Raw genomic sequence first — 12,207 nt, forward strand, 5'->3', positions numbered from 1 at the left:
TGCCGCAGCCAGCGAGGACAGCCACGAGAAGCAATGTCACCACCGCTCCCCATAACAACCATCGCATGCCACTTACCATCACCAATCACTCCTTGTAAAAATAAAATGATTTAATGACCATGCTTTGCCGGCCCAAACAGAAGGCGCGCAAAGCTTCTGTTGCGACGGAGCGCCAAGCAATAACGATAATCAGCGCCCGATCGTCCCAAGCAAACCCGCCACCACCAAACCTCGGTAGGCAGGTATAATATCCTACCTACTTACTAGGAATTATATCGAGAAATTTAAAAGGTTATTTCCGACCGGATTTAATAACCTATATGCTTACGCCGGACACCGCCAAACAAACAACCGGGTTTGCAAATGCTTATCCTGATATCCTGATATAATGAGCGCGTGCCAAATCCAGGCCCAGAAGACGATATTCAATATGGAAGCCGCTGCGAAGAACCCGAAAGCGTTTCTTCCGGCTTTTCAGGACTGGGCAGCGTGGACAGCTGGCTTGGAGATCCACGGGTTTTGGCTTATCTTGAATGCGCGGATGGAGGCGTAGGAATAACCCTGCATCAGGCCAAGGAAGCGGTCAGAAAAGGCCTGGAAGACGCCAGGAACGGCTCGAATCCCTCAGATTCCGACCTTCGGGATTACGCAACTTCGAAAATCGGCGCGCGGCTTGAAGAATACCGAAATTTGCAGTTAGCGCGCGTAATCAACGCAACGGGAATAATTCTCCATACTAACCTCGGCAGGGCGCCGGTACACGCGGAACTTGCCCGGCTGGCGACCGATATCGCATCAGGGTACGTGAATCTCGAATACGATCTAGCCTCCGGCGCAAGAAGCGGGAGACATGCGGGTTTGAACTCGATGCTTCGATCGCTATCCGGCGCCGAAGATGCATTGGTAGTAAATAACTGCGCTGCCGCACTGTATTTAATCCTCTCGGCGCTTGCAACAACCGGATCCGACAGAAAAGCCGCGTCAGGCTTGGAAGTGATCGTGAGCCGCGGAGAACTCGTGCAGATAGGAGGCGGATTCAGAATTCCTTCCATCCTTGCTGCAAGCGGCGCAGTATTGCGCGAAGTGGGAACCACAAACATAACCACTCAACAGGATTATGCCGAGGCGGTTAACGAGCAAACCGCGATGATTTTGAAGGTTCATCCCTCAAATTTCAAGCAGTATGGATTTACGGAAAGCGTTCCCGCGGCCTCCCTCGTCCCGCTCGCCGCGCGAGCGGGAATTCCGCTGATCGAGGATCTTGGAAGCGCTTCGCTTGCTTCCGAGCGCGATATCGCGCGGGCGGGAATACTCTCCCCGCGCCCCGCGATTAGGGCCGGCGTGGATCTTGTGTGTTTTTCAGGGGACAAAGCACTCGGAGGGCCCCAAGCCGGAATAATTTTGGGCAAAAGCCGCTTCATCGGAAAATTGCGCCGCCACCCCGTTATGCGGACGATGCGAGTGGATAAATGGACCGCCGCGCTGCTTTCAGCCGTTCTTTGGGCTTGCGGAAACAACAGGCTGGACCTGCTTCCCGTGTACGAGATGGCCACGCGTGACCCAAAAACGGACTTGTCCCGCGCAAAAAGAATTGCAAAAAAACTAAACGCAATGGGACTGAGGTGCGATGTGGTGGAACATCCGGCCTCGCTGGGAGGAGGAACTTCGCCCGGGGAATCAATCCCGTCCTACGCCATCTCCCCTTGCGCAAAAGATGTTTCAGCGCTTGAGCTGGCGTCACGGCTGCGAGCGGGGAAGCCGCCGGTGGTCGGAGTAATCAAAGAAGGCAAGTTACTCCTGAATATGAGAACAGTTTTTTTGGAGGACGACAACAAACTTTTTTCAGCCATTGCAGCTCTATTGGCTTGAAAGCAAAAAAAAAACGCCGGCCATAAGGCCGGCGTTTGCCGATTTTCAAAGCGAGCCCGATTACTCCTCGATCACCGGCCTGACAATTACGATTATTTCGGTTTTTTCGCGGGTCCAAGTCTTGGTTTGGAACAATTCACCGAACAGCGGAATCTTGGAAAGCAGCGGAACCCGCTTGAAGCTTTCCCTTTCGTTTTCGGAGATCATTCCGCCAAGTATAAACGTGTCACCGCTCTTGATCCGTACTGTGGTGGTTGCCTGGCGAGTAAGCGTGTCGGGGGCAACCGCGCCTTCCCCGATATCGATGAATCCTAGCAGGGTTGAAACCTGCGGATTCACCTCCATGGTTACTTCGCCGTCACGGTCAACGCGCGGCTTGAAGTTGAGCGTTATACCCACCGTCTTGAACTCGACGGTTGCGGGCGTGAAAGTCGAGCCTTGGCTCTGCGCCGGAGAAGAAATGTAGGGCACTTCCCGGCCCGCAAAGTAAATTGCCTGATTTCCGTCTATCGCCGCCATGTTCGGTTTCGCCAGCACCCTTCCGTCCCCGTCTTCGACAAGGTGATTTAGAGCTACCTGGAAAGAAATCGGATCGCGGACAATTGTTTGGAGCTTGAAGCTTTCAACCTGGCCCGCCACAAGCGAATCGGGAGGAACCGCTTCGCCGAACGTTGTAGTTATCTGGTTGGCTTCGCCCAGCAACTCCAAACCGAGCTTTCGCGAGCCGCTTTCTGTAATTTCGAGTATTTCGGTTTCGAGACGGACCTGCTTGGGCTTTTTGTCCAAGTCGGCGATCACCTGCGCAATACGCACCATCCGTTCCTCGGTTTCAGTAACGACGAGCATATTGCGCCTGGCCGTCGAAATGAGGGATTGTATGGGCTTGATGTTCTTGCTGAGCGCGATCCCCTCGACCTCGGTGCCTGTGGAAAGCGCCGTCGCGCCGTTCACCTTGAGGTACTCGATTTCGCCGTTGTAAACCTGGATTTGCTTTTCCCTGGCAAGCCCCATCTCGGTGAGCAGCAGCGCGACGTTCGCGCCGTCCGCGTAGTCCAGCCAGAAGGTTTTGGTGATCAACCTTCCGAAGCTCTCTTCGAGCGTGTCCTTCGCGCCGATCACGATCGTGTTGTGCTCGACGACGTACGAGAGTCCGTTGCTTTTCGTTATCAAATCCAGTGCTTCGAACAGCGTGATGTTCCGCAGGGAAAGAGCGCTTATGCTCTTGCCGCTTACAGCATCGCTGATTATCACGTTGTAATCCGTGGACGAAACAAGCAGCGCGATAACCTGGGCGAGCGGCATTTGGTCCACTTCAAGTTTGATGCGCTGCGAACCGTTGCCGCCGCCGCGGAACCCGTCCATATTGCCCTGCGAGCCGCCGGAGCCGAAAAGTTCCTCGTAAATGTTGCCGCTGGACTGGCTGTCAAGCATTAACGGCGCGGATGGCAGCCCCGCGTCCACGACGAAAGAAGGAACGGACGGCGATAATTCCGCTTCGGAGGGCGACATCACGGCAGCCGGCAACGGCTCTTCCGCGGGCGAATCATCCGCGGGCGCCATGTCGGATGCGGGAACTTCCGTCAAGGGGTTTCCGCTGGAAAAGTCGCGCTCCTTGATTTTTTCGGATGGGGAAATCTCGGCAATCGATTCCGGAGTGGCAACACCGGTCGTTCCGTCCGTGTAAATCACGGCCTGCACCTCATCGAAACCGCTGTTCACGATGAAATCAAGCGGATTTGCGGACGGCCCGAGTCCGAAACGGACAACCGCACCTTTCTCGCTGTCCGCGAGACTGATGCTGTCAAGCCATTTTCTGTCGTTCGCACTGAGGGCGGATTGCTCGAATTCAAGGTCGGTGTAGTCCGCGCCTTTTAGCGTGACGGTCATAACTCTGGCTTCATCGTCGTATTTCAGAACCGGAATGACGCTGCCATCCACCGCTATGTGAACGATCAGCTTGTTGCCAAGTCTCTCGATTGATATGTCCGAAAGTTGTGCTGACTTCGCCGTCCAAGGCGCAACAGCCAACGCCATCAGAACTCCGAGAAAAATCGTTTTCAAACAGGTAAGCATTTCGGGCTCCTTTGTTACGCGGAAATACCGCGTTCACCTTCGCCTTCCGAAGTAATGGCCGGTGTTCTATTGATGATCAGGTCTAAAGCAAAAACCTTGCCTGTGCGCGTGTCGAGAACGTCAACGCCATCCTCCGAGATCGAATTGACTTTGTACCTTCCTTCCATCACTTGATTGGCCCTAACACGGACAACCTTGCGGTTGCCCTCCGGGCCAATTTCAAGAAGCGCGCTCGCACCGCCCTTTTCACTGATTGCGATTCCTTTAAGTACGACCGGGCCGTCCATTATCCAAAGCGTGTTTTCATCAGGCGGCCCTTTAGGCACATCCGGAACGTTTTCCTCGCCTTTTCCGCCAAACGAGGGCGGAGTGCCCCAGGTGGGCGGCCAGCCCGGAGACGAATCGCCGCCCGGCAAGGTTATGCCGCTCCAAGGGGAAGTGAATATTCCACCGCCGGGCGTTGACGACTCGCCGGGCGAAGCCGAAGAAGCGGGCGAGCTTTCCTGCTCCTTCAAAAGCGGAGTGAATGGATTTTTGAATTGAAGGGGTACGGGCGGGACTTCCACGCTGGTGAAATACGCTCCGCCGGCAAATCCCTTGTCCGTTTCCTTGGCGAGTGTCGATTCGGAAAAAGTCCTCGTATTGATGGTCGCATCCGCCAGATCGCCGATCCGTTTGGACTTGGCTGAAAAGTACTCTGCGGGATCGATCTCCGCGAACGGCGGAAGCACCACCGGCTTGAAAGGATTGTATGAAATCTGGCTCTGACGAGCTGTGGTTTTGCCTGCGGCGGGCTCGGCGCCGGAATTTGCGGCCGATGCGCCGCCCGCAGAATCGGCATTCGCTACCCCGTTGGTTTCGACGGTCTTGGGTTTGCCGCCCTTGCCCTTATCAGCGGACTTGCCGCCTTGCATAGGCATCCAAACCTTCCAATAAAAGACGCCGATCATCACTAAAAGCAGAAATACGGCAAGTATGGTCTTGCCGGCTTCGCCGCCTTTTTTCTGCTCCATTAGATCACCTCCCGACGCGAATCGGCCAAAAGCCAATACTCCGCGGGAAATTCACAGCCCCGACGAACCTGCTCATTGCGGGAATAGGCGGTTTCAGTTACCTTGCCGCCCTTTCCGGACGATGCGCTTCCACCAGATGTTTCGCCGGAATCAATTTTACCCTCGCCGGATGAATCCTTGCCATCATCGGCCGGCTTTTTTTCGGTTTCGCCTTCGGCTGGTTTGGCCGAATCGCCGCCGCTATCACCGGCCGCAGGCTCGGATTGTTCTTCCGAAGAAGATTCGCCCGCTCCGGCAGTGGTTTCCTTTTCAGGCTCCTTCTCCAAATACTCCTCTCCCAGACCTTCCCTTTCAACCATTTGCTCAAAGGCTGTGCCGGAGGGCGGCGCGGGCGCGAGTTCGCCGGCGTAATAGTAAAACCGGCCTTCAAGTACAATCGCGAGGCCCGTTACATCCCCAATAAGTGGCATATCCTCCGGAATGGAAACCTTATATACTTCGTAAAATCTGTTGGATCGCTTGATATCGTCCAGGAAATCAAGGATATTCGGGAAAGGCCCGGTCACCCGCATTTTCGCGTCCAGCATACGAACCGCCCGCAAAAGCGTTTCATCAAGCTTTTTTTCCTCGGCGGTCTTTTTTTCCTTTGATTTTTTCGCAAGCGGAATGGGCGCGGGCTCCGCCAGCGTCAGTGCCTCCACGTGGAGCCCGTGAAGCTTGGCGAGATAATGCATGAACTCGACGATTTTTGTTTCTTGGTCTTCGGCGGGCACCAAGGATTCGACCGTTTCTTTTTCCTTCTTAAGTACGTCGGCGTACTTCCTGAATGTGGCAAGCTCGGTTGCCTTCCTGTTCGCTTCACGTCGTTCGAGTTCGAGATCCTTCAGGCTGGATTCGAGCTTGGATATTTTTCCGCGCGAAGGTACAAGATAGACCCCGATAAAGAGGCCCACCAGGAGCACAACGATAAGAATGGTGAAGAAAAACTTCCCCTTAGTGCTTTTTAAATCAAAGATGTCTGCCATGGCCCTTTCCCGAAGGGAGCCGACTTTTAAGTGGCTCCGGGTTTGGCGGCGGCATCGTTTCCTGCGGGTTTATTGGCGGAGCCGCCCTTGGCGGGCTCGCTTTCTTCCTTTTGCGGCTCGGGCGGAATATAGTCGCGCCTGGATTCCACCTGTACCGAAATTTGAAAATCCTGTACCGGCAAATCGTTGATGAACGAAAGCTGGGAACTGGAGTATTTCACATCCCGGAACATCGGCGTAGCCTCAATGTTTGCCATGAAGTGCGAAACCGGCAAAATCGATTCCGAGTTGGTTCTTCCCAAAATCGTTATCTTTCCGGCGTTCTTTTTTTCTTTATCGGTTTCAGACCTAAGCTCGTAAAGCCAGACGTCATCCGGCACCAGTGGAGAAATACCCCGAATAAACTCCGGCCAGTCAACGAATCCGTTCTGAAGGTAATTGAACATGGCCTTCTTTTTTTCGACCTTGGCGATCTCGCCCGAAATACGGTCGTATTCCTTCACGGACGGCGCAAGTGACGCAATCTCCTGCTTGGTGACGTCAATTTTAACCGTCAGGCTGTGGATTTGCGACTGCGTCAAAAGCAGCGTAACAATTACGAACAGAACCGCCAGCCCTACAACCAGCCCGAAGAAGATTGGAAAAATCGTAACCGTCGGCGCCGGCCTGAACTCTGGCGGAAGCAGGTTGAGCCTGATATTTCTAATGCTCATTCACCGAGCCCCTCCAAGGCGAGACCAAAGGCGGCGCAATAATCTGATGGAGATTGGCAAACCTCATTCGGCTGGACGTTCGTCAGTACAGGATGATCGTATCCGAAAGGATTCGCTTTTAAAACAGGCATTCTGAGCTTGTCTGACAGCAGCTCGCTCAAATTCTTGGGCCAAATACCGAATCCGGCCAAGATAATTTTGCCGATATGAATGTCGCTCCGCTGCTCCTGCGATTTGCAAAAATGAACGGTGCGCTCTATGTCTTCGGCGACTTCGCCGATAATCTGGGAAACGTAAATCTCGTTGTCCGGCGCGACCTCCAGCGACTCGATTTCCGCCGGATCCAGCTCCTGCCCCTCTTCCATTCGCATCGCTTCCTGGAAGACTTGCTGGATATGGGAGCCGCCGATCTTGATGTTGCGAATGAACTTGAGGTTTCCGTCTTCCAGAATTATCACGTCGCTTGAATATTGCCCCATAAAAACCACTATATTGCCGCCATCGTAAAGCAGGTCGCTCTTGTACTCCAGGGACTTTATAGTGGAGAATGGAGCAAGATTCAGACCGTGAACTTCCAGCCTGGCGTTCATCAGCGTTTCGAGATACGGATTGATCGTGTTTCTCGGAATCGCCACTATCAGAACTTCCAGCTTTGGCTTTCCATCTTCCTGATATTCCCTAAGAATCGAGTAATCTATGAGTTTTTCACCGGATTCGTCCGTGGCGAACTGCTCGACCTCGTACTGGATGCTGTTGCGCAGGTCGTCTTCGGGCATTTCGGGAAACGGGAGAATCCGGATGACGGCATGCCGCGACGGCGTGCATGCAACAACTGATCGCGTTTTTATTTCGGAGCTTTCGAGGAAATTGGATATCTCCCTTGCGACCGCGAAGCTGTCAAAGCTTTCCGGATCGCCGGTCTCCTGCTTCGGGTAGTACACGGTTCCGATCATCGTAAGGCCGATGCCGCCCTTGTCGCGCGCGAGACCGACCAGTCGTGCGGACTGGGTACCGAAATCGACGCCAATCACTTCCTTTAAATGCGGAAGCCGCGCCTTCCCCTTCTTCTTCGCTGAAAGTGCCATTTGAGGCACGGCTATTCTAGGCGCGTCGAAGGAGTTTGTCAAGCTTTTCCACAACAATTCACATCACACAAATATTTAGATACGCTATTTCACATTACAGTGAAGGTTGAAATTTGAGCTTTGTAGGATTTGTTCTTTTATAATCTGGGCAAAACAAAAGATAGGCATTCCGAAATTCTTGTTTAAATATAGCCGTTAATTCAATCTGATTTTTGCCTCAATCCTGTTTCTCGATCGCGTCTTCGCGGATTTTTGGCGTTCGAAACCGGCAAATTTGACCGACGGATCTTCATCCGTCCAGTGATGCTGCGAACTCGTCAATGAACAGCTCGCCGATCCTTTTGAAATCGAATTGCCTTCTGAAGCCTGCCTGTATATCCCGCTGTCTGTTTTCGTAGCCGCGTCTTTCGCCTTCTCCCATGCCCAGAATGCCGATCATTTTGGCCGCCAGTTCCCTATAGTCGCCCGGCGTCGCGTACTCGAATGGCGGCGGTGGAGTACCCGTCCAGTGCTGTGAAAGTATCGGCGTATCGAACGACAGCGCGCTGATGAGTGAACTTCTTTTTGTTGTGAATCCATCGCGGAACGTGTAAACCTGCAGCGCGCATTTTTCGGCGATAAACTTCAAAGCTGCAGCACTGTGCGAACCCGCGAACAGAACCTGCCTGCCGAGCCCCAATTTTTCGACGTGCCATTCGAAAATTCGCTGATGCCGACCCGATCCGGTTGAGGTTGCAATCACCAGCTTAACTTCGGGAATTTCCCTTTTCACCAAGTCCAGCGCCGCAAGAAGAACGTATGGATCCTTCGAGGGAACAATCCGTCCGTATGTAAACATCGCAAAACGGTTGCGCTGGGGCCATTCCAAAACTTCCAGGAGCGCTTCCCTTTCGCGCGCTTGGGCAGGCAGCACCTGTTTCATTTCCGCCGTTTCCGATTCGAGCAATGCGGCGAGCTTCGCTTTATTCCCGGCAGCCGATTCGACCGCCGCCTTCAACCGCGAATAACTTTCGCCGTCGATCTCCTCCGAAAAAACATCTCCCGCCGGAATTATTCTTGGATATTTGCCCGTTGCTCCTGCAATCGCCTCGGCCTCTTCGCGGCACGGCGAAATCAAAACGCTCGCGGCGCGAGCTAGCCTCCTCACCGCCGCCTTGCGCGCCGGATGGGCATCGCGGTATTCGTGCAAGACCGCGAAAACGGGAGGCTTCCTGCCGATTCGAGCCGACAAACTACGGATTATCCCGTCAAAAAACGGAATGCCAAGCGACCAGCCGTACCCTTTGCTGGGATACTGCACGAGCACCACGTCCGGATTGGATTTCGCTCCCAGCTCAGCGAGCTTGGAGCGCAATCCAAACCCGAATCCGCGGCCGCCTGCTACGAAAAGGCCGTCGCCTAAATCCGCGAAATCGGCACATTCCGAGTCCGCCGAAAGTGAATGGCGCCGCGCGACCTCGGCGGAATCAGTCGCGGTGATTGTGAACACTTCGTTTTTGCCGATGCGCGCGATGGCCCGGGCGAGATGAAAGGAATAGTCTCCGACCCCGCATTTGCCGTCGCCGAAACTACCTGTGAACTGAAGAATACGCACGGCGAGATTATAAACGCGGCACACACCCCGATTGTTAACGATGCTGCGTTAGGTTACAATATTTGCGCCTTATGGAATCCCGGCAAAATTCGCGCGAACGGCCCCTAGCGACGAAATGTCCCAGCTGCGGTTATCCGAACCGGACAGATAGCCGGTACTGCCGCCGCTGCGGCGCGGATATGAGCATGCCGGGCAAGCCCCGCGCAAGGCACAGAAAGCCGTCCGCAACGGTCTTTCCGGCAACGATGCGCCTGGGCGGGATTGCGGGTATCGCGGCGTTGGCTCTAATAGGAAGTTTCGTGCTCGTCGCTCTTCTTTACACTCCCATAATTCCAAGCGCATACATTTATCTTCCACTTGTTCCGATTGTTGTATTGGCGGTTTCGGCGTTATATCTTGCCTGGGTGCCGCCGGTACTTGACGCTTTGGGGCCGCTGGGGCATTTGCTTCTTCAACGAAACATCCATATGGGCTGGGCTCAAGCTGCCATGGCCGCGCTTGGCTGGGCCACAATGCCGTTTTGGGCGCGGTCCGCAGCCGCCGAAACCGAAAGTATCGGCGCCGTGCTTTCGGTGCTTATGCCAATCACAATTTGGCTAACGTTGGCCGCGGCTTATGGATTCGTTGTGAGGTACGTATTTGACGATCCCGGCTTTCCCGGATTTGTGGAGGATCCGATGCAATACCGCCGGGGCGTCAGCAGGGTTGCGTTCCTCGGCGTCGCGGGCGCGGTGATTGCAATTTTGGCTACGCTCATGGGGCATGCCGAAAAAACCGGCGCATCCGATTTGGCACGGGCGGCTATGTGGCCGGCGGTCGTCCTTTTCGCCGTCGCGGTACTCGCGTCCTTTTTTCACATTCCGGCGATTCTTGCAATTCTTGCGCGAGCCGCCCTGGAACGCACGCTCGGCAGCGAGGGAGTATTCTTTTTGGGCGAGCCGCTGAAGCGCGGCCAGTTTATTATCCAAAACGCGTACGCGCATGTCCCCGCGGACAAACGGGAAACGAAAGCGTCGGAAGACCGCGGGGCGTTTCGCAACCGGATAAGGGAAAAGCTGTCAGGAATAGAAAAAATCGAGGTGTCCCTCGCCAAAATTCCCGTGCCGGGCAAGCTTAACATACGTACCGGCGAGAAGGAAGTTCACAAATACATTCAAGTTACCTATCCGGTGCACACGGGCGTATTGAAGGCGTTCGTATCGTTCCGCCTGTTCGGGGAACATCTGGTGATCGGCAATTCTTTGTACTTTCTGGGCGAGCCCAGCCCGCGCGCGATGCAGGCCAACGCAACCGCGATCCTGTTGCTGAATTTGTCGCACGCCTTTTCGTCCCGCTCCGGGAACTTGCGCAGGAATACCGGCTCGGACGACTCCTCGCTCCCAATCGAGCCGGCACTCAAAATCGCGTCCGAGATGGACAGGCTGGCGCGCGCGCCGCGCGACGAGATTGTGGACGAGGCCGCCGGCGTCATTTGGCTGGGGCTTACCGAACTTATCGCCGAAGCGGGAAAACAAGCGGCGAACCGTTTATACGCGACAGAGGGGGTGGATCATCAGTGAGGTGCGGCTCCTGCGGACACGACAACTTAAGCGACGCGAGGTTCTGCGATGGCTGCGGCGCTCCCTTGGTGGCAGGGGTGCAACCGCCCGGAACTTATCCATGGGTTTTCGTTGTCTCCGTCGCCATCGCCGCGGGGCTTTTCGCGCTTTTCTTTCTCGCATTGAACAGAAGGGCGGAAAATGTCGAAGAAGAAACCCCGCGTAAAGGCATCACCGGCACGCCTGCACCGATAAAGCCCAGGCCGGCAATGATCTCGTCAGATGAATATCTCGCCCAAATCGAAGGATTTGCCCCGCTCACGGTCAAGCTACATCCAATCGGCCCGGAACACTCTTCCGAAATTGGAAATCTGACTTTCCAGTGGGAATTCGAGGAGGGCAAACTCCAAACAAAAACCGGCTCGGGCGGCCGCGCGACTTACACATACGCAAGACCGGGGATTTTTCATCCAAAACTGCGGGTTTCGGACGCCGCCGGCGAAATCGCGCGCCAAGTGTGGGAGGTATGCGTCCTTCCGCAGGACAAGGCGCAGGTTATTGACAATTGGCAGGGCGCGCAACGCGATTCCGCTTCCAACCTCGATAGGGCAAAGGTGTATTTTTCAATCGGAGCGGATATGCAGGGCATTTACTACTCATTGCGGTCGTTCCTGGCGGATAAAAACAACCTTGAAGCGATATCCGCGCTTTCGGACAAACTCGGGGAAATGTCGGCTTTCGCCGAGTACGAGCATTTTTTCCTGGCCCAAGGCGCCGCGCTGGAAGGCCCCGAAAGCGGTTTCGCTCAAACGCTGGATGAAAAGATCAGCGGTTGGACTTCTGCGAGGGACAATGCGAAGGCCGAATTGAACAGAGCGGAATACAGGTCCTCCACTGCGGTGTCGGCGCTTCTTAAGGCGCTCTCGGCTTTGCACGATTACGAGGGCGCGCTTACCGCGCTGGCTGACAGCGGTTTGATGGACCAAAGCGCGCGTGATGCCGCATGGTATTCGCTGAACATAGGCAAGCCGAAAGATGCCCTTGTATATGCGGACAAACAGCTGAAAGCAACCCCCAACGACCTTTATGCACTGGAAAACAAGATGCTGGCCGAAGCAATCAGCGGCGATTTGGATGTTGCAAGGATGACCTTCGGGAGTTATTCCCTTTTGAATCCTCCCCGGGGACACGTCATTCAAACCGCGCTGGACATGGCCGTTTTTTCGGCGAAAGGGCTTGACTCCGATTTCACCTGGGAAATCCTGGACGGACTTAGGACGTTCATTTGAACGAACGG

The 12,207-nt window shown here is 54.7% G+C and carries 9 protein-coding genes; 3 read left to right on the forward strand and 6 right to left on the reverse strand.

Annotation, left to right across the window (positions count from 1 at the left end; all coding sequences use genetic code 11):
* Positions 1-396: 396 nt before the first annotated feature.
* Positions 397-1,869: an L-seryl-tRNA(Sec) selenium transferase gene (gene selA / locus HRF49_09660; GenBank protein MEP0814914.1), complete on the forward strand. Its 1,473-nt coding sequence runs from the start codon at positions 397-399 to the stop codon at positions 1,867-1,869.
* A 60-nt stretch (positions 1,870-1,929) separates the two neighbouring features.
* On the opposite strand, the gene HRF49_09665 is transcribed toward selA, so the two are convergent.
* From HRF49_09665 to HRF49_09690, 6 genes are all read right to left on the reverse strand, one after another.
* Positions 1,930-3,942, reverse strand: coding sequence for a secretin and TonB N-terminal domain-containing protein (locus HRF49_09665; protein ID MEP0814915.1), 2,013 nt, complete (start codon positions 3,940-3,942; stop codon positions 1,930-1,932).
* Positions 3,943-3,956: 14 nt separating this feature from the next.
* The gene (locus tag HRF49_09670; protein ID MEP0814916.1) at positions 3,957-4,955 is read right to left on the reverse strand and encodes a hypothetical protein; all 999 of its coding nucleotides are present in this window, start codon (positions 4,953-4,955) and stop codon (positions 3,957-3,959) included.
* A complete protein-coding gene (locus HRF49_09675) occupies positions 4,955-5,980 on the reverse strand; it encodes a hypothetical protein (protein ID MEP0814917.1) in 1,026 nt (341 codons plus the stop codon). The genes HRF49_09670 and HRF49_09675 overlap by 1 nt, the downstream gene beginning before the upstream one ends.
* A gap of 26 nt (positions 5,981-6,006) precedes the next feature.
* The gene (locus HRF49_09680) at positions 6,007-6,693 is read right to left on the reverse strand and encodes a PilN domain-containing protein (protein ID MEP0814918.1); all 687 of its coding nucleotides are present in this window, start codon (positions 6,691-6,693) and stop codon (positions 6,007-6,009) included.
* On the reverse strand, positions 6,690-7,778 hold the full coding sequence (pilM, locus tag HRF49_09685; protein ID MEP0814919.1) for a type IV pilus assembly protein PilM: 1,089 nt from the start codon (positions 7,776-7,778) through the stop codon (positions 6,690-6,692). The genes HRF49_09680 and pilM overlap by 4 nt, the downstream gene beginning before the upstream one ends.
* A gap of 289 nt (positions 7,779-8,067) precedes the next feature.
* Complete coding sequence (locus tag HRF49_09690; GenBank protein MEP0814920.1) at positions 8,068-9,372, reverse strand: glycosyltransferase; 1,305 nt, start codon at positions 9,370-9,372, stop codon at positions 8,068-8,070.
* 185 nt (positions 9,373-9,557) lie between these two features.
* On the opposite strand from HRF49_09690, the gene HRF49_09695 reads away from it, so the two are divergent.
* Together HRF49_09695 and HRF49_09700 are read left to right on the forward strand one after the other, a co-directional pair.
* Positions 9,558-10,931 (forward strand): hypothetical protein, encoded by a 1,374-nt coding sequence (locus HRF49_09695; protein MEP0814921.1) that lies wholly within the window; start codon positions 9,558-9,560, stop codon positions 10,929-10,931.
* A complete protein-coding gene (locus HRF49_09700) occupies positions 10,928-12,199 on the forward strand; it encodes a PKD domain-containing protein (protein ID MEP0814922.1) in 1,272 nt (423 codons plus the stop codon). The genes HRF49_09695 and HRF49_09700 overlap by 4 nt, the downstream gene beginning before the upstream one ends.
* Positions 12,200-12,207 lie beyond the last annotated feature (8 nt).

This window comes from bacterium (assembly GCA_039961635.1).
GTDB lineage: Bacteria > 4484-113 > 4484-113 > JAGGVC01 > JAGGVC01 > JABRWB01.